Annotated in this window: 19 protein-coding genes; 16 read left to right on the forward strand and 3 right to left on the reverse strand. The window is 28.5% G+C overall.

Going from position 1 to position 23,661, the window contains the following annotated elements; all coding sequences use genetic code 11:
* From KO488_RS00835 to KO488_RS00850, 4 genes are all read left to right on the forward strand, one after another.
* Positions 1-7,906, forward strand: a 7,906-nt coding sequence (locus KO488_RS00835) for a choice-of-anchor K domain-containing protein (protein ID WP_216056883.1), incomplete at its 5' end; no start/stop codon positions are given.
* A 122-nt stretch (positions 7,907-8,028) separates the two neighbouring features.
* On the forward strand, positions 8,029-8,829 hold the full coding sequence (locus KO488_RS00840; protein WP_216056884.1) for a sensor histidine kinase: 801 nt from the start codon (positions 8,029-8,031) through the stop codon (positions 8,827-8,829).
* Positions 8,830-8,914: 85 nt separating this feature from the next.
* Positions 8,915-10,831 (forward strand): transketolase, encoded by a 1,917-nt coding sequence (gene tkt, locus KO488_RS00845; RefSeq protein ID WP_216056885.1) that lies wholly within the window; start codon positions 8,915-8,917, stop codon positions 10,829-10,831.
* A 145-nt stretch (positions 10,832-10,976) separates the two neighbouring features.
* Positions 10,977-11,831: an NAD(P)-dependent oxidoreductase gene (locus KO488_RS00850; protein ID WP_216056886.1), complete on the forward strand. Its 855-nt coding sequence runs from the start codon at positions 10,977-10,979 to the stop codon at positions 11,829-11,831.
* Positions 11,832-11,879: 48 nt separating this feature from the next.
* Here KO488_RS00850 and KO488_RS00855 read toward each other — a convergent pair whose 3' ends face one another.
* Positions 11,880-12,353, reverse strand: coding sequence for a DUF4405 domain-containing protein (locus KO488_RS00855; protein WP_216056887.1), 474 nt, complete (start codon positions 12,351-12,353; stop codon positions 11,880-11,882).
* Positions 12,354-12,464: 111 nt separating this feature from the next.
* Here KO488_RS00855 and KO488_RS00860 point away from each other — a divergent pair, with 111 nt between their 5' ends.
* From KO488_RS00860 to rarD, 12 genes are all read left to right on the forward strand, one after another.
* Positions 12,465-12,815, forward strand: a complete 351-nt coding sequence (locus KO488_RS00860) for a CidA/LrgA family protein (RefSeq protein WP_216056888.1) — start codon at positions 12,465-12,467, stop codon at positions 12,813-12,815.
* Positions 12,812-13,528: an LrgB family protein gene (locus KO488_RS00865; RefSeq protein ID WP_216056890.1), complete on the forward strand. Its 717-nt coding sequence runs from the start codon at positions 12,812-12,814 to the stop codon at positions 13,526-13,528. The genes KO488_RS00860 and KO488_RS00865 overlap by 4 nt, the downstream gene beginning before the upstream one ends.
* A 2-nt stretch (positions 13,529-13,530) precedes the next feature.
* Positions 13,531-14,205, forward strand: a complete 675-nt coding sequence (locus tag KO488_RS00870) for an MOSC domain-containing protein (RefSeq protein WP_216056892.1) — start codon at positions 13,531-13,533, stop codon at positions 14,203-14,205.
* Between the two features lie 74 nt (positions 14,206-14,279).
* The gene (locus KO488_RS00875) at positions 14,280-14,585 is read left to right on the forward strand and encodes an ArsR/SmtB family transcription factor (RefSeq protein WP_216056893.1); all 306 of its coding nucleotides are present in this window, start codon (positions 14,280-14,282) and stop codon (positions 14,583-14,585) included.
* Position 14,586: 1 nt separating this feature from the next.
* Positions 14,587-14,952 (forward strand): gamma-glutamylcyclotransferase family protein, encoded by a 366-nt coding sequence (locus KO488_RS00880; RefSeq protein ID WP_216056895.1) that lies wholly within the window; start codon positions 14,587-14,589, stop codon positions 14,950-14,952.
* Positions 14,949-16,205, forward strand: a complete 1,257-nt coding sequence (locus KO488_RS00885) for an arsenic transporter (RefSeq protein ID WP_216056896.1) — start codon at positions 14,949-14,951, stop codon at positions 16,203-16,205. The genes KO488_RS00880 and KO488_RS00885 overlap by 4 nt, the downstream gene beginning before the upstream one ends.
* Before the next feature lie 18 nt (positions 16,206-16,223).
* Positions 16,224-16,766, forward strand: a complete 543-nt coding sequence (locus KO488_RS00890; RefSeq protein ID WP_216056897.1) for a manganese efflux pump MntP family protein — start codon at positions 16,224-16,226, stop codon at positions 16,764-16,766.
* 1 nt (position 16,767) lies between these two features.
* Positions 16,768-17,169: an arsenate reductase ArsC gene (locus KO488_RS00895; RefSeq protein WP_216056898.1), complete on the forward strand. Its 402-nt coding sequence runs from the start codon at positions 16,768-16,770 to the stop codon at positions 17,167-17,169.
* A 15-nt stretch (positions 17,170-17,184) separates the two neighbouring features.
* A complete protein-coding gene (locus KO488_RS00900; RefSeq protein ID WP_216056899.1) occupies positions 17,185-18,099 on the forward strand; it encodes an MBL fold metallo-hydrolase in 915 nt (304 codons plus the stop codon).
* Positions 18,100-18,113: 14 nt separating this feature from the next.
* Positions 18,114-19,061 carry a permease gene (locus tag KO488_RS00905; protein WP_216056900.1) on the forward strand — a complete coding sequence of 316 codons (948 nt, stop codon included), beginning with the start codon at positions 18,114-18,116 and terminating at the stop codon, positions 19,059-19,061.
* A gap of 16 nt (positions 19,062-19,077) precedes the next feature.
* On the forward strand, positions 19,078-19,305 hold the full coding sequence (locus tag KO488_RS00910) for a thioredoxin family protein (protein WP_216056901.1): 228 nt from the start codon (positions 19,078-19,080) through the stop codon (positions 19,303-19,305).
* 46 nt (positions 19,306-19,351) lie between these two features.
* Positions 19,352-20,251, forward strand: coding sequence for an EamA family transporter RarD (gene rarD, locus KO488_RS00915; RefSeq protein WP_216056902.1), 900 nt, complete (start codon positions 19,352-19,354; stop codon positions 20,249-20,251).
* 19 nt (positions 20,252-20,270) lie between these two features.
* On the opposite strand, the gene KO488_RS00920 is transcribed toward rarD, so the two are convergent.
* A complete protein-coding gene (locus KO488_RS00920; RefSeq protein ID WP_216056903.1) occupies positions 20,271-22,829 on the reverse strand; it encodes an HD domain-containing protein in 2,559 nt (852 codons plus the stop codon).
* On the reverse strand, positions 22,826-23,578 hold the full coding sequence (locus tag KO488_RS00925; protein WP_216056904.1) for a Fis family transcriptional regulator: 753 nt from the start codon (positions 23,576-23,578) through the stop codon (positions 22,826-22,828). The genes KO488_RS00920 and KO488_RS00925 overlap by 4 nt, the downstream gene beginning before the upstream one ends.
* Positions 23,579-23,661 lie beyond the last annotated feature (83 nt).

Consider the following 23,661-nt stretch of genomic DNA (forward strand, 5'->3'; position numbering starts at 1 on the left):
CTATACACCAGAAGAGAACTATAATGGACCAGATGAGTTTGAATATACAGTAAAAGATAATGATGGAGAAGTATCAAATCCTGCAGTAGTAAAATTAACAGTAGATCCAGTTAATGATGCACCAGTAGTTGTAACAGCTACAGCTATAGTTTCAGAAGAAGGTTTACTTGGCGGGATAAAAGATACTGATGGTACACCAGAAGATACAACAGATGATACAACTATCTCAGGTACAATAACAATAACAGATTCAGATAGTAATGATGTTAATGTAACATTGGTTGCACCAACAACTATAGTAACGTCTGCTGGTATAGAAGTTCAATGGAGTGGTGAAGATTCACAAGAATTAGTTGGTAAAGCTGGTAATAAAGATATTATTAAAGTTACTATTGATGATAATGGTGAATATGTTGTTACTTTATTAGGACCTGTTGATCATCCTGATACTACAACAGAAGATGTCTTATCTTTAAATATTGGAGTAAAAGCTAGTGATGGTACAAATGATACGACAGGAAGTCTTCTTGTAAAAATTGAAGATGATATGCCTACAAGTTGTGAAATTATTAGAGAAATTAATATTGAAAAAGATGTAGTAGTAATAAGTAACTTAGAAGCAGGATTTAAAGATTCAGTATTTATAGGTGGAACAAATGAGGTTACAGAAACAAATACAGATTCTGATTCTTTAATTGATAGAATAGAATGGGGAACAAAAGCTGTTGCAAGTCATGAACAATCAGGATATAATTTAATTGATAATAATGAATATACATCTGCAACAGGAACTGAGATTGATACTAATGGAATCTTTGAACTAGCACAGTTTACTCATCAAAACTGGACAATTTATCAAGGTACTTCTGTATTAGATAAAACTACAATTACAATGACTATGGATGTTCTTGTGAATGGTCAAGCAGCAGAAATTAACTTTGATGTACTTCTTGATCACACAGAAACAACGAATACTAATAATGAAATTGAATCTAGAGATATAATTACTTTACCTACTCAAAATGTTGTAATTGATGTGGATGGAGAAGATTATACATTTACAGTAGAAGGTTTCCAAGATGAAAATGGCGATTATGTAAAAACAATTTATACAAATGAGGCGGAAGATAATGTATTTGGTATCTTTGCAAGTATTAAACCTACAGGTGAATTACCATCAGTTGAAGGAAATGTTTGTAATGATGCTGGAGCAGATGGTCTAGATAAAATTGTATGGGGTGATTTAGATAACCCTTATGGAACAATGACTGTTGATGAAAATGGAGCTTATACATTTGTAGTAAATCAAGAAACAAGAGATAATCTTGAATCAGGTGAAAGTTTAAGCCAAGAGTTTACATATACAGTAATAGATAAAGATGGTGATAACTCTACAAATACTGTTACAATAAATATAAACGGAAAAGATGTTGAAAATAGTGCACCAACTACAACAAATGATGAAGTAACTATTCATGAAGATGTTGAAAAAGTATTAACAGTAAATGATTTTGGAGATTATTCAGATCTTGATAATGATTCATTATCAGCTATTAAAATTGAATCATTACCTACAAATGGGACATTATTATTATCAGGTGTTGAAGTAGTAATAGGTACAGAAATTTCTGTAAAAGATATAGAATCAAGTGATCTTGTTTTTCTTCCAAATGAAAATACTGATTTAGATGATTCATTTACGTTTAAAGTAAGTGATGGAATGGAATGGAGTGAAGATACATACACAACAATTACAAATATTATTGCATCTGCTGATAAACCAACATTAACGGTAGATTTAAGTGAAGGTACTGTTGTTGAAACGACAAGTGAAGAAGTTTGTTCTTCTTCTCATGATTTAGCTAATGTTATCTCATATGTTGAAGGTAATGCAATAATTGAAGCAGAAGATATAATTGCAATTGCTTCTCAAGATGCGAATAATGTTGATTTAGATTCTTTAACTGATGGTGATATTCTAGTTTATGATAACCCAATGAATCAAAATGCTACAAGATTATTAGCAGATGTGGATATTGCAGATGGTGCATCTTTAGATCTTTCTGATACAACAGTGGTAACAGATACGATTAATAATACATATCAAATGACAGATGATGAAATTATTTTTGAAGGTGATATAGTTCAAAATGGTAATGTGTTAGGTACATCAGGTGATGATGTAATTATTGTAAAAGGTGAAGTTCAAGGTGGATCAAATATAAACAGTGGATCAGGTAATGATGTTATTGCAATATATGGTGATATTGGAGCAAATGAGCCAGCAGTAAATGGTGGAAATGGCTTTGATGTATTATATTTAAGTAAAGATGCTTCTTCATACCAGTTTGTAGATATTCATTATCATGACAATTTAGATGGACATATTTTAGATAAAGATACAGGAAAAATCTTAACATTTAATAATATTGAAGGAATTGCTTTTGGTGATGGAACAGGTTTAAATTGTGATTTTACAACAGAGACAACTACTTCTTATGAGTATAATTTAGATATTAGTGCTTCTTTAGTTGATAGAGATGGAAGTGAATCTTTAAGTATAGTAATAGAAGGACTACCTGCTAATGCAATGTTAAATGAAGGTGTACAAAATAGTGATGGTACATGGACTATAACTACTACAGAATTAGATTATGATTCTTCTAATTTAAAAGTTACAGTTCCTGAAGGTGAAACAGATTTTGAAATTAATGTTATTGCAATTGCTACTGAAGCAGCTTCAAATGATGATGTAACTGAAAAAACGGCAGAAACAGAAGTTCAAGTTAATGTAACTATTCCAGATACAAATGATGCACCAATAGTAGAGACAATAGATGTAAATGTATCAGAAGAAGGATTAGTAGATGGAATTAAAGATACAGATGGTATAGAAGATACAACTAATGAGGCAACAATAAATGGAAATATAAGTATTTCAGACCCAGATGCAGATAGTGTAAATGTAACATTAACAGCACCTGTTGATGAAATAACATCAAATGGAGAAGAAATAGTTTGGAGTGGAGAAAATACAAAAGAACTAGTTGGAAAAATTGGTGATGAAGAAGTAATTAAAGTTACAATAAATGATAATGGTGATTACACTGTTGAATTATTAAAACCAGTAGATCATGTAGATACAACAACTGAAGATATATTATCATTAAATATAGGTGTAAAAGCAAGTGATGGAATAGAAACAACAACAGGTTCACTAATTGTACATATAGAAGACGATATGCCAACAACTTGTTCAGTAGAAAGAGAAATTGATGTTCAACCAGAAGCTGTAGTAGTAATTAAAAACTTAGAAGCAGGGTTTAAAGATTCAGTATTCTTAAATGGAACAGATGAAGTTAAAACAACTAATACAGATTCAGATTCTTTAACTGATAAATTAGAATGGGGAACAGAATCAAATAAAAATAATGATCAATCAGGTTATAACTTAGTTGATAATAATGAATATACAAACTCAACAGGATCAACTATTGATACAAATGGAGTATTTAAATTAGCAGAATTTACTCATGAAAACTGGGCAATAGTTAGTGGTACATCAACACTAGATAAAACAACAGTAACAATGTCTATGGATATTGAAATAGATGGAGAATTAGTAGCTGTTGACTTTGATGTATTATTAGATCATACCGAAACAACAAATACTAATAATGAAATAGAATCTAGAGATATAATTCAATTACCAGAAGGTGATGTTTTAGTTAATGTTCAAGGAATAGATTATTCGTTTACAGTAGAAGGTTTCCAAGATTCAAATGGAGATTATGTAAAAACTATTTATACAAATGAAGGTGAAAGTAATTCATTTGGAATTTATGCGAGTATTAAAGTAGCTGATGAATTACCAACACTTAATGGAAATGTTTGTGCAGAGGCAGGAGCAGATGGTTTAGATAAAATTGTATGGGGTGATTTAGATAGTCCTTATGGAACAATGACAGTTGATGAAAATGGTAAATATAAATTTGAAGTTAATCAAGAGACAAAAGATAATTTACCAGAAGGTGAAAGTGTAACACAAGAGTTTACATATACAATAATAGATAATGATGGTGATAAATCAACTAACACTATATCATTTAAAATAAATGGAACAGAATCTGTAGATATTAACACCGCACCAGAGGCTAAAGATGCTCACTATGAATTAGATTGTGATGATACAGTTATTAGTGAAACATTATTATTAAGTGAATCATTTGAGACAACAGCTGGTTCTGGAGATGATGTACACTCTGGATGGTTTGTTGAACATGGTGATAATGGTACAAATGTTTACACGGGTGATAATGGAGTAGAATGGACTTTAAATAGTGCAGGTGTAGAAATTCAAAGTGGTACAACAGCAGGTTCTACTGCTTCAGATGGAGAACAACATGCTGAATTAGATCCACATGGTAATGGTAATACATCAATGACTACAACTGTTAACACAGGGGATAATAGCTCTTTTGTTCTTTCATTTGATTATAAACCAAGACCTAATTCAGAAGGTACAAGTGATATGAAAATGTCATTTGGAGGAATTGAATTGTCAATTGATTCTAATTCTAATGGTGATTTAGTATTTACAGCAGATAATGGAGTGACGTATAATGCAGTTAAAAATACTGAAGATTGGTATGAAATAGAAGCTACATTTACGGGGATAACAGGTTCTACAGCAGATTTATCATTTGAAGGTGAATCAGCAGCAAATACTTATGGAGCATTTGTAGATAATATTAAATTAGTTGGTCAATCTATAGAAACTAGTTCAACAACAAATGGTATTGAATTTAAATTAGAAGACTTTGTTTCAGATGTAGAAGATGATGCTAGTTCAACAATTGTAAAAGTTAAACTTGAATCACTTCCAACAGATGGTGTATTAACAGTAAATGGTAACGAAGCCGAGATTGGTGTAGAGTATGATGAAAATGCAAACTTTAAATATATACCAAATGAAGATTCTACAGATACATTTAATTACATTGCAATTGATTCAGAAGGAAAAGAATCTGAAGTAGCAATGGTTACATTTGATGTAGATAGTACAGGTTGTGTAATTAACAACACTGCTCCAGATGCTGTTAATGATGGTCATGCAGCTGTAATTGTTGATGAAGTAACAACAGTATTTAATTCTTCATTTGAAGTTAATTTAAATACAGATGAAGTTACATTTGTTAATGCAGTAGAAGGATGGACATCAATTAATAGTGATGAAAAAATAGAAATAAGAGATGATATTATCCAAAATGTAAGTGGAGGAAAAACATACACTGGTGAAGCAGAAGATGGAGAAAAATATGTTGAATTAAATACAGATGATTCAAATACATATCCTGATTCATCAGGAATTACAAGAACAGTAGACACAGTTGCTGGAGCAGAATATAAATTAGACTTTAATTATTCTGCAAGACCAGGATATGATGCTGAAGTTTGTAAATTTGAAGTTGTAGTTGACGGAGTAGTTTTAGGAACATATAGTGAAGATGGAACAGGATTATCAACAGTAAACTGGATTGACACTGTAGTTTCATTTACAGGTACAGGAAATCCAGTTGAAATTCAGTTTAGAGAAGTAGGTACTTCTAACCCCGATGCAGGAAGAGGAATGTTTATTGATGATATTACTTTAACTCAAACTGTTAAAACTATTGAAACTAAAGGCTTAACTACAGATGAAGATACAGCAATAACTGTTGATGTATTAAATAATGATACTGATCCTGAAAATGATGTCTTAACAATTACACATATTCAAGGACAAGATGTAACAAATAATCAAGTGGTTAATATAACAGATGCAGGTGTTGTTATTGGAACAGCACAAGTAGTAAATAAACAAATTAAATTCACTCCAGGTGATGAGTTAAAGAAACTAGATAATGGTGAAAATCAAGATGTAGTATTTGAATATACAATTACTGATGGAGATAAAACAGATTCAGCAAATGTAACTATTAATGTAATTGGAATTGATGATGTAATCCAAGGAACAGATATCACAGCTACTGTTGAAGGTAGATCAAACATTGCAGAAGGTGACAGCGCTTGGTATAGTGTTCAATTAGATGAAGCAGTTACAGAAGATACATGGGTAACAGTACAAGTAGTTGATGGAACAGCAACAAGAATCGATGCAAATGGTTGGGAACAATCAAATCAAGATATAATCTGGGGTGGAAACTTTGATGTTAGAAATAGTTGGGGGAAAGTTACTGAGGTAGTTTATGATGAAGTTCCAAATGGTACAACTTTAAGTCATGGTACAAGAACACAGGTTGGACCGGATTATGCAACTTGGGATTATACTGTTGAAAAAGATGGTGAAGTTCAAAATGGTGGAGTTGTAAAAGTATTAATTAAAGCTGGTGAAACTAGCTCTAATTATTTTGAAGTTCAAACATGGAAAGAAAAAATTACTGTTGATTTAGATCTTCATTCAAAAAATGCAGGTAATGAATATAGTGAAGATTTAAACATGAAAATTACAAATGTATCAGGAAATACAGTTGATAACATTAACTATGATTCTGAATATAAAAATGTTACTATTGAAGATGGAACTAATGTCTTTAAAGTATCTCCAATTATATTAGACTTAAGTGGTGATAGTACTATTGGTGTTACTGGTGAAACTTCATCTATTGATAAAGAAATTGATGCAATTATAGGAGAAACTGTTAACTTTGATATTGATGGTGACGGTGACTTAGATACTATTGAGTGGATTGATGGTTCAGGTGATGGCTTATTAGTAGATAATAGAGATGGAAATGCTTCAAATGATATGGATGGTTCAAGATTATTTGGTGATGAAGGTGGTAAGTATACTAATGGCTACGCTAAATTATCAGGTCTTGATACAAATAATGATGGTCAATTAACTGATACTGAACTTGATGGATTGAGTGTATGGGTTGATGATGGAGATGCAGTAGTTGAAGATGGAGAGTTAATTAGTATTAAAGATGCAGGAATTGATTCTATTTCAACTGTTATGTCAGAAGAAACTGGAACTGATGGTAAAATGCATATGCAATCTACAGCAATAGCAAGTGATGGATCAGAAATCATGACTGAAGATGTATGGTTTAACTCTAGTGACACAGATGAAATAGTAAATGTAGTAGAAACATTTGATGATGAGATTATTATAGATGATGAAACTAAATTTACAGGTTCAGTAGATAATGAAAATAATGATATTAAAGATAGAAACAATGATTTAGTTGCAGTAAGTGCAATGCCAGTTGATTTAGTTAGCACAGAAATTAATGATGATTTAATTACATCTGATATTGAAAAAGAAACAAAAGAAGATGTATTATTAACAGAAGCTGAAGCTGAAACTGAAATTACAGAGGAAGAAGTAGTTGTAGTTGCAGATGATTCTACTGAAGAGGTAGATGAAGTAGAAGAAAATAATGATACAGAATTAGAAAATAATACAGATGAAGATATTATAATTGAAGAATCAAATGATTTACCAAAACAATTAGATAAAGAAACTGATTTTGAAGAATCAGAAGTACTTGAAGAAACTGAGAAAATAGTTTCTGATATAGAATTATTAACAACAACAGATATTGATTTATCAGTATTCTCAAAAAATGTAGATGGTTCTGCTATTCTTGATTTAGAAGATGGAAAAGCAAATGATATTCATATTGAAATGGATGATGTTTTAGATTTAGCAGATTTAAATCATCAATTAATTATCAAAGGTGAAAATGAAGATAAAGTTGACCTTGATATTAATGATTGGAATAATGCAGGAAAAGAAGAAGTTGATGGTATTAATTATAATGTTTACAATGGAACAGGAAGTAATTCTACAATCAAACTATTAATTGAAGATGATATAGAAATTAATCCAGATATTTAATTCTTAATTAAATATCTTAAAGAAAAGGGGAAAGAGCTTTCTTTCCCCTTTTTTTATTACTAGAATTAAAAAAAATGTAACAAAAATATTCTTATTAGAATTTTTTTGTTAGACTTATACTTATGAGACAAACACGATTAGATGAATTTCTAGAATTAGAAGAACATAATAAAGAATTAGAAAAAAAAATACAAGAAGAAGTTGCTAAAAATAGAGCTAAAGATAAACTAATGTTCCAACAAGCAAAGCTTGCATCAATGGGTGAAATGTTAGGTAATATCTCTCATCAATGGCGACAACCTTTAATGGAAATGTCTTCAATCTTTCTTCCTATAGAAGCTAAAATAAATATGGATATTCCTTTAGACAATAAAGAAATTCTTGATTCAATTGAAAAACTAAATGATATTACAAAATATATGTCTAATACTATTGATGATTTTAAAAACTTTTTTGCAAAAGAAAAAGAAAAAATATCTTTTGAAATCTTAGAACAAATTAATTCAACAGTAAATATTATAAGTAGTAGTTTAAAAATAAATGATATTAAACTTGATATTATTATTCAGAAAAATACTATTATGACAGGATATAAAAACGAATACTCGCAAGTTTTAATAAATATAATTAATAATGCAAAAGATGTTTTAGTTGATAGAAAGATAAGTAATCCAAAGATAAAAATCACAATTACAGAAAATAGAGATGATATTATCACTAAAATAGAAGATAATGCAGGTGGTATAAAAATTACTCCAATAGAAAAAGTTTTTGATCCTTTTTTTACATATGAAAAAGTTAATGGTTCAGGTATTGGATTATTTATGTCAAAACTAATTATTGAAAATAATATGAATGGAAAACTTCTAGTTTCAAATAATAAGAATGGTGCCATTTTTACAATTATTATCCCAAAAGCATAGGAAAAAATCACTTCATATTGTATTTAATCAATTTTAGATATAATCTCAAAAATACAGATAACTCAATCAAATAACTAGGATGATTATGTCGAAACAATTATTACAAAAACAAGCAGATACAATTAGATTTTTAGCAGCAGATATGGTTCAATCAGCAAACTCAGGACATCCAGGTGCACCAATGGGTTTAGCAGATATTGCAACAGTTTTAAGTAAACACTTAAATATAAATCCTGCAAATGAAAAATGGTTAAACAGAGATAGATTAGTATTCTCAGGTGGTCATGCAACTGGTTTAATTTATTCATTATTACATTTATGGGGATTTAATGTTGCATTAAGTGACTTAAAAAACTTTAGACAAACTAACTCAAAAACTCCTGGACACCCAGAATATGGACATACACATGGTATTGAAATTACAACTGGACCATTAGGTCAAGGTATTGCAAATGCAGTTGGTTTTGCATCAGCTGCAAAATATGCACAGAATACTCTAGGTTCTGATGTTATTAATCATAAAGTTTATTGTTTATGTGGAGATGGAGATTTACAAGAAGGTATTTCTTATGAAGCAACTGCGACAGCAGGGCATTTAAAACTTGATAACTTAGTAATTATCTATGATTCAAACTCTATTACTATTGAAGGTGATACTTCATTAGCATGGAGTGAAAATGTTAAAAAAAGATTCCAAGGTATTGATTTTGAAGTTATCGAAATTGATGGTCATAACTTTGATCAAATTGAAAAAGCATTTGTCCAAGCTAGGTGTGCAACAAAACCTGTAATGATTATTGCTAAAACTGCAATTGGAAAAGGTTCTGTTTCTATGGAAGGTTCACACCATGCTCATGGTGCTCCATTAGGTGAAGAAGATATTGCAGCTTCTAAGAAAAAAGCTGGATTTAATCCAGATGAAAAATTCATTGTTCCTGCAGACGTAAAGGGTGCTTTTGACAAATTAATAGTAGGTTCTATTGCAGAAAATGAATGGAATGATTCTTTAAGTACTGAAGCTAAAGTAAAAATAGAAGAGTTACAAAACCCAAATTATGATGCGATTGAATACCCAACTTTTGAAGCTGATACAAAAGTAGCAACAAGAGATTCAAATCATAAAATCTTAAATGCAATCGCAGCAGCAGTTCCAGGATTCTTAGGTGGATCTGCAGATTTAGGACCTTCAAATAAAACTGAATTAAAAGGTGAAGGTGATTTTCCAAATGGAAGAAATATTCACTTTGGTATTAAAGAACATGCAATGGCAGCAATTGCAAACGCTATGAACCTTTATGGTTTATATAAAGTTTACTCTGCAACTTTCTTTGTATTCTCAGATTACTTAAAACCAGCAGCTAGAATAGCAGCACTTGCATCTATCCCTCAACACTTTGTTTGGACTCATGATTCAATTGGTGTTGGTGAAGATGGACCAACTCACCAACCAATTGAGCAACTATCTCAATTTAGAGCCTTACCAAACTTTTATACATTCCGACCAGCAGATGCTAGTGAAAATGTTGAATCTTGGAAAACTGCATTAAAAATGAATGCACCAACTGCATTTGTATGTTCAAGACAAGGTCTTACAGTTCTTAAAGATAAAAAAGAGTTTGGTGAAGTTTCAAATGGAGCTTACTTACTTAAAAAAAGAGAAAATGCAAATATTACTATTATGGCTTCTGGGTCTGAGTTAATGTTAGCATTACAAACTTCTTGTTCACTAGAAGAAGAAGGAATTTTTGCAAATATTGTTTCTGTACCTTGTTTTGATTTATTCTTAGAGCAAGACCAATCTTATATTGACCAAGTAATTGATTCAAATACTCAAGTGTTTGCTGTTGAAGCTGCTCGTGGCTTAGAATACTATAGATTTGCTTCTAAAGTTTACGGAATGGACACATTTGGGGCAAGCGGACCTGCAAATGATTTATTTGACGAGTTTGGATTTACAATTCCAAAATTAAAAGCTAAAATTATGGCTGACTTTAAAAAATAATACTTAGATTAAAATTACTAATATAAATATATAAATAGATGGATTATCCATCTATTTATTCTCTCACCTTTTTTATATAATTTACAATTTTTATTTACCTTTAAAAAAACTCCCATATAATATACAAAAAATTATAGGAGAAGTCATGCCAATAGGATTTATAGGTTTAGGAAACTTAGGGACTGCAGTTGCTACAAGGTTAAAAGAAGTAGGAGAAGAAGTTCTTGCATATAATAGAACAAAAGAAAAAGCTATTTCAAAAGGCTTTGAAGTTGTTGATACTCCAAAAGATTTACTTGTAAAATGTGATGTAATATTTTTATGTCTTTTTGATTCTCCTGCAGTTGATAATATTTTACATATGGAAGATGGACTTTTATGTGAAGAGTTAAAAGGTAAAACTATCATTGATTTAAGTACTCATCACTTTAATGATGTTTTAGATGTACATAAAATTATGGAAGAGTTTGAAGCTAAATATCTTGAAAATCCTGTATTTGGTAGTGTTGCTCCTGCTCTTGCTGGTGTTTTAACACTAGTTGCATCAGGTAAGAAAGAAGTTTATGAAGAAGTTAAACCTTTACTAGAAAAAATAGGGAAAGAGATTTTCTTACTTGAAAAACAAGGTAGTGCTACAAAAATGAAGTTAATAAACAATCTTTGTTTAGGTTCATTTATGGCTACAATTGCTGAGTGTACTTCACTAGCAGAAGACTGTGAAATTCCAAAAGAAAAAGCTTTAGATATTCTTGGTGTTGGTGGTGGAACATCTTTAGTTTTAAATGCAAAAAAACAAAAACTAATTACAGAAGATTTTTCAGCTCACTTTTCAAATGATGCAATAAATAAAGATTTACATTGTTTACAAGATTTAGCTTATTCTATGAAAAAGCCACTTTATTCAGCCGCAATTCCAAAAGAATTATTCTCTAAAATGAAAATGATGGGAAAAGGTGAAGAAGATTTCTCTTCAATTTATCAGTTATTTAAAAACTCTTAAAATATAAACAAGTGCTTTTTACACTTGTTTATATAAGGCTACTTCAGACTATTTTTTTAATATTGTATCAATTATTACAAAAGGTGAAGTTTGGTTAATCATTGATAACTCTTTTATTGATTTATCTGCTTCAACTATTAACCCCGCATCTTCAAGTCTCTTTTTTGCAATATCATAAGAATCTACAAATAAAACAGAAGTTTTCTCAATAGGGTTTTGTAAAACAGAATTAAATAGTATTCTTTTCACATTTGGACCAGTTGGTGCTGTTAGAATAAATCCTAAAGATACAGCTGAAATAATTCCAGCAGAAATATAAAATATTTTTTTTGTAAAATATTTTTTCATAGCTTTCCAGTTAAAAAATACATGGGCAAATACAATTGCTACAAAAGCTAATCCTAAAATTTGATGTAACTCTTTTGTATAATTGTCAAGAATATGAAAGTACATTAGTACTCCTGTAAGTCCCATAACTATAAAAGCGAAAGTTGTAAGTGATGTTGCAAGTGATTTATACATTTTTATTCCTTAATAATTTGTGGAATTATACAAAATAAATATTAATCAAATATAACAATCTTGAAAATTATGTATAATATATTTTTTAAAAGAAAAGTAAAAAGGATTTAAATGCTAAAAGGAATTATAACTTTATTAGTTTTCCAATTTTTAGGAGAGTGTATTTCTATACTCTTTTCATTACTAGTCCCAGGTCCTGTAATTGGAATGGTACTATTATTAATATTCTTAATTATAAGAAAAAGCAGTTTTCATAGTCTGGACAATTCTGTAGGAATTTTATTAAAATATTTACCTCTATTATTTATTCCCGCAGCAATGGGAATAATTACACAAATTGATTTAATAAGTAAAGAGTTTTTTGCAATATTTATTGCACTTGTTTTTGGTACTTTAATAGCTTTAGCATTTTCTGCAAAACTTATGGACTATTTAACATCAAAACAGGAGAAAGAATCATGAATTTTGATGCATTAAATGATTATATAGGGCAGACCCCTCTAACATGGTTGATTCTTACTTTACTCGCTTACAAAATAGGAATTATGATATATGAGAAGTTTAATAAACATACTTTATTGCAACCAGTTATCATCTCTTATATAATTCTTTTATCTATTGTTTTATTTACAAATACATCTTTTGAAAAGTATTTTAAAAGTGTAGAGATTATTCATTTCTTTTTAGGACCTGCAACAGTAGCCCTTGCTCTTCCTCTATATAATAATCTTAAATATATAAGACAATTGTTTTTACCAATAATTATTACTTTAATTGTTGCAGGTGTTTTCTCTGTTTTAATTGCAGTCTCATTATTATGGATTTTTGGAGCATCTACTGTGACAATTTTATCAATGACGACAAAATCAATTACTGCACCAATTGCAATCATAACTTCAGAGCAAATTGGTGCAATTCCATCTTTAGCAATAGGTTTTGTTTTAATTACGGGAATTATTGGAGCCTTATTTGGAAGCATTGTTTTTAAAATAGTAAAAATAAAATATGAAACATCAAAAGGTTTTGCGCTAGGTTTAGTTTCTCATGGAATAGGAACAGCACGTGCAATTGAGATTAGTGAAAAAGCAGCAGCTTTTGCTGCACTTGCTATGGGCTTATCAGGTATTTTAACAGCGATATTTTTACCTGTAATTATTAACTTTTTAAAGACTTAATAATGCGAATTAAAAAGATATATGTAGGAAAAGAAAAAGAATTCAAGAAAAAAAGTGGATTATTTAATAGCTCTTACATAAAAGAAGAAGTAAAAGATAAAATATCTGTTAATTTTTTTGGTTTAGAAAATGATACTCAAGCAGATAAAAAATCACATGGTGGGAAGGATAGGGCTGTTTGTATTTATAGTCAAAGCTCATATGAATTTTTAGCAAGTAAATATAATATTCTTTTGGAAGAATGCATGTTTGGTGAAAATATAACTCTGTTAGATAGTTGTGAGGAAGAAATTTGTATAGGTGATATATATTCTTGTGCTGATGTACTTTTTGAAGTATCTCAGCCAAGGCTTCCTTGTTGGAAAATATCATATATTACTGGTATAAAAAATCTAACCTCACTCGTAGTAAAAGAAGCAAAAACAGGCTTTTTCTTAAGAGTTTTAAAAGAAGGTCATATATCATTCGAAGATAAATTTTCTTTAGTTAAAAGAGTGAATCCAAATATTTCAATTGCACATATTAATAGATGTTATTATGATGCAAAGAATAATCAAGAAGAAATAGAAAGAATATTAAAAATACCAGAACTTGCAAAGGATTATCAAATATCTTTAAAAAAAAGATATAAAGATAAAAAACAAGGAATAGAACTTTTTCAGAGAGATAAAATTTAATTTATATTAATATATCAAGATATCTTGATATATTAATATAATTCTGATATACTACAAAAAATCAAAGGAAAATCATGGATATTTTTTTAAAAACTATAAGTGCTTTAAATGATGAAACAAGAATTAAATTATTAAAATTTATAGATACTCATGGAAAGTGCTGTGTTTGTGACTTAGAAAACTCTTTTGAAATGATTCAGTCTAGGTTATCTAGACACTTGAAGATATTAAAAGAGGCAGGATTTTTAAAGGTTGAAAGAGAAGGACGATGGGCTTATTATTCAGTAAGAGCTCCTCTTGATGAGTTTAGAATCTCTGCAATTACAGAGATAAATACTTTAGATATAGAATTACCAAATTTAAAAAAGGCTTGTGATTAAAATGACTGATACACTTTTTGTATATGGAACACTTATGCCAAACTGTCCTAATGGACATGTTTTGGAGAATATTGTAGGAAAATTTATACCTGCAACGGTAAAAGGGAATTTAAAAGATGCAGGTTGGTCTGCATCTATGGGTTATCCTGGAATTAAATTAAATGAAGATGGAAGTGGAGACACTATACATGGATTTTTATTTTATTCAAATAATCTAATTAATCATTGGGATAATTTAGATGAATTTGAAGGTAATGAATTTGAGCGTCAAGAAGTTACCGTTGAACGATATGATGAATTAGATGTTGATACATTTATTTATGTATTAAAAGCTACTGATGCAGAGATAAAAGAGGATGAATTGTGATACTTAGTTCTTCGATTTTTATTCTTACTCTTATTTTTGTAATATGGCAACCTAAAAATTTACAAATAGGAACAACTGCTGTAATTGGAGCAATTGTTGCATTAATTTTAGGAGTTGTAAGTTTAAGTGATGTTTTGATTGTTACAGATATTGTATGGGATGCAACATTATCATTTATTGGAATTATAATTCTATCTTTAGTTTTAGATGAAATTGGATTTTTTGAATGGTGTGCTTTAAAAATGGCTAAATTCTCTAATGGAAATGGTTTTAAAATGTTTGTTTACTCTATTCTTTTAGGTGCATTTGTTTCTGCACTTTTTGCAAATGATGGAGCTGCACTGATTTTAACGCCTATTTTATTAGCGAAAATGAAAATCTTAAAACTAAATATGAAATCTATTATTGCATTTTTACTTGCAGGTGGATTTATAGCAGATAGCGCATCTTTACCTTTAGTTTTTTCAAATCTTACAAATATTGTAACTGCAAATTATTTTAATATTGGATTTTCTGAATATATATCAAATATGTTATTTCCTTTTATTATTAGTGTTATAGCTTCAATTGTTTTCTTATGGCTTATTTTACGAAAAGATATTCCTAAGCAAGTTGATATTTCATTGTTAAAAGAGCCAGAAAGTGTAATTAAAAATAAAATACTTTTTTATATTTCATGGGTATTTTTAGCTGTATTGCTTGTTGGGTATTTTGTAGGAGATGCTTATAATCTTCCTGTTTCAATATTTGCTCTTGGTGGTGGAGTATTATTTTTACTTATTGCAACAATATTTAAAACAGTTGAACCTCTTCATATTATAAAAGAAGCTCCATGGCAAGTTGTATGGTTTAGTATTGGTTTATATATTGTTGTATATGGTTTGAAAAATGCAGGTCTTACTGATTATTTAACCATTATATTAAAAGACTTATCAACACGAGGTGATATGATTGCAATAATAGGTACTGGTTTTTTATCAGCCTTTTTATCTGCAATTATGAACAATATGCCAACAGTTATGATTATGGATATTGCACTTCAAGATATACCAAACCAAGCTTTAGTTTATGCAAATATTATTGGATGTAATTTGGGACCTAAAATGACACCATTTGGTTCTCTTGCCACATTACTTTGGTTACATGTATTGGCGAAAAAAGGTGTAAATATATCATTTGCACAATACAGTAAGTTTGGTTTGATTATAACACCACCAGTTTTATTAGTAGTGTTATTAGCCTTAGCAATATAATTATAAATAGGATAAAAAATGGAATTATTTTTAATTGCAATTGCTCTAGCCATGGATAGCGTTGCTGTTAGTATTGCAAGTGGGAGTAAATATAAAGATACTAATTTCTTTATAATTTTAAAAATTGCATTATTTTTTGGAGTTTTTCAAGGAATAATGCCTTTATTTGGATACTTGTTAGGTAATACATTCTCTTCTTTTGTTGATACTATTGATCATTATATAGCTTTTATTATATTAATATATTTAGGTTTTAAAATGATAAAAGAAGCAAGAAACAGTAATTTTGAAGATGAAGTTAAAGACTTGAAAAACAAAACACTTGTACTTTTAGCAATTGCTACGAGTATAGATGCTTTAGCTATTGGAATTACTTTCTCTTTTTCAAGTGTTGATATATTATATGCTGTAAGTTTAATTACTGTTATTACATTTATTTTATGTTTTATAGCTGTTTATATAGGGAGGTTTTTAGGTGGATTTCTTGAAGATAAAGCTGAGTATTTAGGTGGAATTATTTTAATAATTCTTGGATTTAAAATATTAATTGAAGGAATATAAGATGGAAAAAAGAGTTTTAATTTTATGCACAGGAAATTCATGTAGAAGTATTATTGCAGAGGCTTTAATCAACTCTAAACTTAAAGGGATTACTTGTGATTCTTCTGGAGTAAAGGCAAGCGGAAGAGTTAATCCAAATGCTAAGAAAATTCTTGAAGATAAAGGGATTTGGAAAGAGAGTTATTATTCAAAAAATATTGATAAAGTAATTGATAATACTTATGATTTAGTAGTGACTGTTTGTGATAATGCAAATGAAACTTGTCCAATGTTTCCAAATGCTAATAAGGTGATTCATATAGGTTTTGAAGATCCTGATGGAAAAGGTTTTGATGCATTTGTAGATACATATAATGAAATAGAAGAAGTCTTGCTTCCTAAGGTAATTGATGCTTTAGAATAATTTAAAGGATAAAAAATGAAAAAAGTTTTATGTATATTTTTATTTGTTATTTTTAATTTAAATGCAGATGTTTATGATTTAAGAGCAGTTAATATTTCTAAAAAAATCGATTGTTATATTGGAGATTTTAATCCGCCAACAAAAGAGAATAAAGGTTTTGTATCTAATGTGTGTACTGTTGATATAGGCGAATCTATTGTAGTAATTGAAGCAGGTCCGACATATATATTTGCGAAAGAATTGAATAAATTAATAAGAAACAAATATAGAAAAAAAGTATCTCATATAATTGTGACAAATTTTCATGATGATAGATATACAGGAGCTTCTTACTACAAAGAAAAGAATATTCCTATAATTGTTCATAAAACTATAATTCAAGAATTGAAAGAGAATCAGGATAAGTTTACAAGAATTCCTAGAATTACAAGTAAAGAGGAATATTTAAAATCGGAAATCGTTGAAGCTGATATTTTTACAGATGATAAATATGTTATTAAAGGTAAGAATCTAAATATAGAAATTTTAAAGTTAAGTAAAGCTTCTAATTCAGTTTCAGATATAGCAGTATATGTTCCAAGTGAAAACTTTATTTTTACGGGAAATATTGTATTTAATGGAAGAATGATTAAATATGCAAAATATTCAAATATTGATGAATGGATAAAAGCTTTAAAAAAACTAGAAAAGATGAATATAAAATATGTACTAGGTGGACATGGAAAAGAATTTGATGCTAATTCATATAAACCAACATTGGAATATTTAAAAATTTTAAAAACTGATGTTTCCAAAGCTTATGAAGATGAGGTTCAAAGAGATGATATTTATAAATATGTAGATGATACAAAGTTTTCTTATTATAATCACTATAAACAAATAGCTCCAGGAAATGCAAAACAATATTATGATTTCCTTGAGTGGGAATAAAAAAAGGAATAAATATGTGGCAAAGTACGGTAGATTATTTTATATATGAGATTATTGGATTAACAGGGCATTTGGGTGAAGCGATTAACTTTTTCATTTATGATACAGTTAAGATATTTACATTATTAATCGTAATTATATATTTAGTTACATTTTTAAGAAGTTACTTCCCTGTTGAAAAGATAAGAGATTATTTACAAGGAAAACATAAGTTATTAGGACATGTTTTAGCAGCTTTTTTTGGTATGTTAACACCTTTTTGTTCTTGTAGTGCAATTCCTCTTTTTTTAGGATTTTTACAAGCTAGAATTCCATTGGGAGTTACTTTTTCATATTTGATATCAGCACCACTTAGTGATGCTGTTGTTATAGCACTTTTATTTTCACTTTTTGGATGGAAGATAACTTTGATGTATGTAGCTTGTGCAATTTTAATTGCAATAGTTGCAGGTTTAATTATAGGTAGTTTAAATTTAGAAAAAGAAGTATTAATAGATATTAAACCAGTTTCATCTTGTTGTGGGAATAGTGTAGAAGAAGTAAATAGTTTTAAAAATCATATGAGTGAAGCTTGGGATGGAACAATGGATATATTTACTAAAATTTATCTATATGTTATTGTAGGTATTGGAATTGGTGCCTTTATACATGGATTTATTCCTGCTGAAACAATTGCTTATTATGCAGGTGGGGATTCTTGGTATACACCTTTAATTGCCGTTGTTATGGGAATACCTATGTATTCTAATGCTGCAGGAATGATTCCATTAATCGAAGTTTTAACTTCAAAAGGAATGTTATTAGGAACTGCACTATCATTTATGATGGCAGTTGTAGCTCTTAGTCTACCTGAAGCAATGATTTTAAAAAGAGTATTATCAATAAAATTAATTGGTATATTTTTTGGTATTGTAGGAACAGCTATTTTATTAGTTGGGTATGTATTTAACGCTATATTATAAAAAAGAAGGATAAAAAATGAAAATAGAAATTTTAGGAACAGGTTGTTCAAAATGTATCGCCTTAGAAGAAAATGTAAAAAAAGCAGTTGCTGAAGCTGGAATATTCGCACAAGTTGAGAAAGTAGAAGATTTAGTTGAAATTATGAATTATGGTGTTATGAGTACACCAGGACTTGTAATAAATGGTGAAGTTAAATCAACAGGTAAACTATTAAATTCAGAAGAAATAAAAGCTTTATTTTAACTACTATTTAGATATAGTTGCCCAAAATCTAATATAAAGAAAAACATTGAATGAAAATAGATTAGGGCAAATATATGCTGTTTTAGCATTTTTATTTTGGGGTGCAATAGCTCCCATTTATTTTAAACAAGTATCAAGTGTAGAGCCACTTGAAGTTTTAATACATAGAATATTTTGGTCATTTATTATTTTAATACCATTATTATTTATTACAAAGCAAGTTGATGTTTTTAAAATAATAATCAAAGATATAAAAATGATAAAATATCTAACTTTGACTACATTTTTTATTTCTCTTAACTGGTTAGTTTTTATTTGGGCAGTTGCAAATGACAAGATTATGGAAACTGCACTTGGATACTATATTAATCCACTTGTTAGTGTATTTCTAGGATATGTGTTTTTTGCTGAGAGAATGACACGTTATCAAAACTTTGCTATTTTCATAGCTTTTCTTGCAGTTTTATATCAATTGATATCTTTAGGTTCTCTTCCGATTGTTTCACTTACTCTTGCACTTAGTTTTGCTTTTTATGGAATGATAAGAAAGAAAATAAATGTAGGTTCAATTGTAGGTTTATTTGTTGAAACATTGATATTAATGCCTTTTGCATTAATTGGAATATATTATTTGATGATAAATGATAAAATATCTTTTTTAAATTCAAGTGATTATATAAATATAATGCTTACGCTAGGTGGTCTTATTACAATAATTCCTCTTCTTTTATTTAATGGGGCAGCAACAAGAATGAAACTTTCAACTTTAGGTTTCTTCCAATATCTTGGACCTACGTGTTCTTTTCTTTTAGCTATTTTTATTTACAATGAAGAATTTAATACTGATAAGTTGATTACTTTTTCTCTTATTTGGATTGCATTACTTATCTTTTCATTAGATTCTTTTAACACTAGAAAAAAGAATAAAAATCAAAAACTTATATAGAATATTAAGATAGAGCAGCTTAAGCTGTCTTATCTTCTTTTTCTATCTTCTTTTCTACACACATTAAATCAATAATATCATCTTGATTTCCACAGAAGTTACCATTTTTTTCAATTAATAATAAATCTTTGGCATAACCTTTTATTGTATGTAGTTTTGCACTCTCTATCTCAATATTAAAGTCATCAAAGATTTTCGCAATATAAGCAAAAAGTCCTTTTTGATCTTTTGCTACTATACTCATAGCTGCTAAGTGGGCAGTATGATTACAATTAACTTTTATATTCTCTTTTTTAATTATTGGTGTTGATGATTTTGTAGTTTTTGACATATCAAACGAGTTTTTAATTACATCTTCAATAAAAGGTAAATCCTCATCATTTACTCTTTCTGTAAAAGATATATAAAATGCTTTTTTATCATCATAAAGTTTAAATATATTCATTGATGCAATATTTAAAAACTCTAATTTTCCTAAAAGATATCCTAGATTTAAAGGTACATTTCTAATAATTCTAATAGTTAAATGTGTAGTGTTCATAATTTTATAAATATAATTATCTACATCTTTTGCTTTAACTGCTATATCTAAAATATCTTCTGCTTTTAGTATTAAAAACATTTGATTTGATGAAATGTACATAATTTTCTTTTTAACTAAGTTTGGTAATTCTTTGTATCTCTTTAAGTTTTTAATTGTATTTTGCTTAGCAACTCTTCTTGCACTTTCATTTAATAAATTTTTGTTTTCAAATGCAGGAAGAGTTTGAGTATAAAGTTGTTTTAAAAGTGAGGCCATTGAAGAATTATATATATTATTCCCAACAGCTGAAATATCACAGTAAGTAACTATATATAACATTTTTAAGGCAAGTTCTGATTTTACTAGACCTACAAAGTTTAAGATAGTTTTTTCAGAATAAATATCTTGGTGAGTTGCTATATAAGACATCATATTATGATATCTTACAAGTCTTGCACCGATTCTTGTATGCTCTTCATCAAAACCAAATGAAAGTCCCATCCCTTTAAATAATTTTTCTCCAACTATATGATGATCAGTAGGTCTTCCTTTCCCTATATCGTGAAATAGTGCTACAAGTTTTGTAACACTTTGTTGATGCTTAGTTAAAGAATTAAATATCTCTTGAACATAAGGGTCTTTTATATTTTCTGAAAACTTCAATGTTGCAATTGAGTGAACATCAACAGGATGTTGATGGTACCCATCAAATTGTGGTTGATCAATTATCTTTTTTGTACTTGGAAGAACTGCTTGAAATAATCCTGCATTATAAATTAGTTTGATTACAGGGTATAATCGTTTTTTATAAAGTAATGCTTTTATATTTTTCTGAAGTTCTTTAGATTGTGTTTTTGGCAATTTTGCTTTACTTGCATAGTAGATATATGATCTATCAAATCTAGTAACTTTGGCTGGTAATTCAGTAAGTTCTTTTAAAAGAGTGTTCAAAGTTACTTTTTTTGCATTAAAAGAAGTATATAAAGTATTCTCAACAATATATAAATTCTTTTTATATCTATACTGTTTTAGTTTTGTTATATTTTCACTTTTAAAGATAACACCTCTTGTAAATTTCTTAACCATAGTTGCTGTAAAGCTATGAATAATATGTAAACATGTTAAAAGTTTTGCGATACATTGTCTATCTTTAGTATGTCGAGGAGTACTCTTAAATCCTAATTTAGTACTTAAATCAGGTAATATATCAAAAGTTACTAAATCTTGTTTCTTTCTTGCTATATTATGTAAGGCATTTCTTACTTGAAAAATATACTCTAAAGATTGTCTATATCTTCTATATTCATCTTCTGTAAATTCTGTACCTATTAAAGTTTTTGTATCAGTTGTTCCATATAAAATATTTGCCATCCAATACATCATATTAGATTCTCTGATTCCACCATATCCATCTTTAATATTTGGTTCCATTTTTAATGGATGTTTTAAAAGTCTTTGTTTATGTTCTTCTAGTTTTTCTAAAACAAACTCTTTTTGATTTGTTTTTCTAATTAGATTTAAAACATTTTCATAACCATACCAAAGATACTTAGAACCATATATCATTCTTGATTCTAGAATTGAACTTTTAATAGTAATATCTTTCTCAACACTTAAAGCAACTTCTTTTAACTCATGAACACGTGAGCCTAATTTTAATCCACAATCCCATGCAAGAGTGATAAACTCTTCCATAATTTCCTTTAAGTTATAACCCTTTATATCTTCATATAAAATCATAATATCAATATCAGAATATATACAAAGCTGCTGTCTTCCATATGAACCAAGTGCTATTAAACTAATAGGAACAGAAGAACTCATTGGTTGATAAGAACCAAAGTTTTTTCGTAAGATATATTTGTAAAGTAAGATTAGAAATTTATCAGTATGTTTTGTGTGTTTTATAAAAAAGTCTTTACCACCCGTTGTTTCTAAAGTTGTATCAATAGAGGCTACATAGTTTTTAAAATAGTTTTTAAAAACTTTTGATATTTCAAAATCGTTTGCATTCTGAGATATTAATTCTTCAATTTGTATATTTAAATCAATCATAATAACTCTTTATGTGTTTCTAGTTTTTTTCTCAAAGTTATTCTATTTAAACCTAAATGTTTGGCAACTTGAACTTGAGATTTATATTTTTTAGTTGAGGCTTTAATTAAAGGAACTTCAAATAAATACAGAAGATTCTTATATGCATTTTCCCCTGCTAAATTTTCCCCTAAATATTTTTCCAAGAACATTAAAATCTCTTCTTCTCCAATTGTCTCAAAAAGGTATGAAAAATAAATAGATTTTCTTAGTGAATGTGTATTATTTGTAATATTTATAATTAATTTAGAAGAAGAAATTATTTCTACATCTAAAGTAGCAGAAGCTTCAATAGAAAATTTATTTATAAAAGCTTTTGTATCAAGATCTCTTTTATATAATTCTGGAATTTCTAAATTTATTGAAAAGATATCTTTTAATTTTTGATTTAGCATATCATTATGTGATATAGCAATAATTCGTATATTATTTAAATTAATCCATTTTAATAAAAGGTCGACATTTGTTATTTCATGTATTTTATCTATGATTATAGCATCATTTTGCAGATTTATTACTTCATCTTGTATATCTTGCTGTAATAATTTTGCATTGTAAATCTTTGAATTTGGTAGTATGTACGAAGCCAAAGACTTTTTACCTACGCCTGCTGCGCCTATGATTAAAGCATGTACATTTACTGCTTGCAACAACTTTGCAGAATTTAATATCTCTTTTGAAATCTCATCTTGTGCTATATAATCTTGCATATTTAATAACCTTATCTAATATGAATTAATTATACAGTATATTTTTGTAATTTTATTTTATTTTTGTCTATAAAATAATCAAT

It is taken from the genome of Poseidonibacter lekithochrous, assembly GCF_018861145.1.
GTDB classification, from domain to species: domain Bacteria; phylum Campylobacterota; class Campylobacteria; order Campylobacterales; family Arcobacteraceae; genus Poseidonibacter; species Poseidonibacter lekithochrous_A.

What these genes read in the sequence shown, in the direction of transcription:
- KO488_RS00840 (WP_216056884.1), top strand. Translation starts at nt 8,029, where the DNA reads ATGAGACAAACACGATTAGATGAATTTCTAGAATTAGAAGAACATAAT.
- tkt (WP_216056885.1), top strand. Translation starts at nt 8,915, where the DNA reads ATGTCGAAACAATTATTACAAAAACAAGCAGATACAATTAGATTTTTA.
- KO488_RS00850 (WP_216056886.1), top strand. Translation starts at nt 10,977, where the DNA reads ATGCCAATAGGATTTATAGGTTTAGGAAACTTAGGGACTGCAGTTGCT.
- KO488_RS00855 (WP_216056887.1), bottom strand. Translation starts at nt 12,353, where the DNA reads ATGTATAAATCACTTGCAACATCACTTACAACTTTCGCTTTTATAGTT.
- KO488_RS00860 (WP_216056888.1), top strand. Translation starts at nt 12,465, where the DNA reads ATGCTAAAAGGAATTATAACTTTATTAGTTTTCCAATTTTTAGGAGAG.
- KO488_RS00865 (WP_216056890.1), top strand. Translation starts at nt 12,812, where the DNA reads ATGAATTTTGATGCATTAAATGATTATATAGGGCAGACCCCTCTAACA.
- KO488_RS00870 (WP_216056892.1), top strand. Translation starts at nt 13,531, where the DNA reads ATGCGAATTAAAAAGATATATGTAGGAAAAGAAAAAGAATTCAAGAAA.
- KO488_RS00875 (WP_216056893.1), top strand. Translation starts at nt 14,280, where the DNA reads ATGGATATTTTTTTAAAAACTATAAGTGCTTTAAATGATGAAACAAGA.
- KO488_RS00880 (WP_216056895.1), top strand. Translation starts at nt 14,587, where the DNA reads ATGACTGATACACTTTTTGTATATGGAACACTTATGCCAAACTGTCCT.
- KO488_RS00890 (WP_216056897.1), top strand. Translation starts at nt 16,224, where the DNA reads ATGGAATTATTTTTAATTGCAATTGCTCTAGCCATGGATAGCGTTGCT.
- KO488_RS00895 (WP_216056898.1), top strand. Translation starts at nt 16,768, where the DNA reads ATGGAAAAAAGAGTTTTAATTTTATGCACAGGAAATTCATGTAGAAGT.
- KO488_RS00900 (WP_216056899.1), top strand. Translation starts at nt 17,185, where the DNA reads ATGAAAAAAGTTTTATGTATATTTTTATTTGTTATTTTTAATTTAAAT.
- KO488_RS00905 (WP_216056900.1), top strand. Translation starts at nt 18,114, where the DNA reads ATGTGGCAAAGTACGGTAGATTATTTTATATATGAGATTATTGGATTA.
- KO488_RS00910 (WP_216056901.1), top strand. Translation starts at nt 19,078, where the DNA reads ATGAAAATAGAAATTTTAGGAACAGGTTGTTCAAAATGTATCGCCTTA.
- KO488_RS00920 (WP_216056903.1), bottom strand. Translation starts at nt 22,829, where the DNA reads ATGATTGATTTAAATATACAAATTGAAGAATTAATATCTCAGAATGCA.
- KO488_RS00925 (WP_216056904.1), bottom strand. Translation starts at nt 23,578, where the DNA reads ATGCAAGATTATATAGCACAAGATGAGATTTCAAAAGAGATATTAAAT.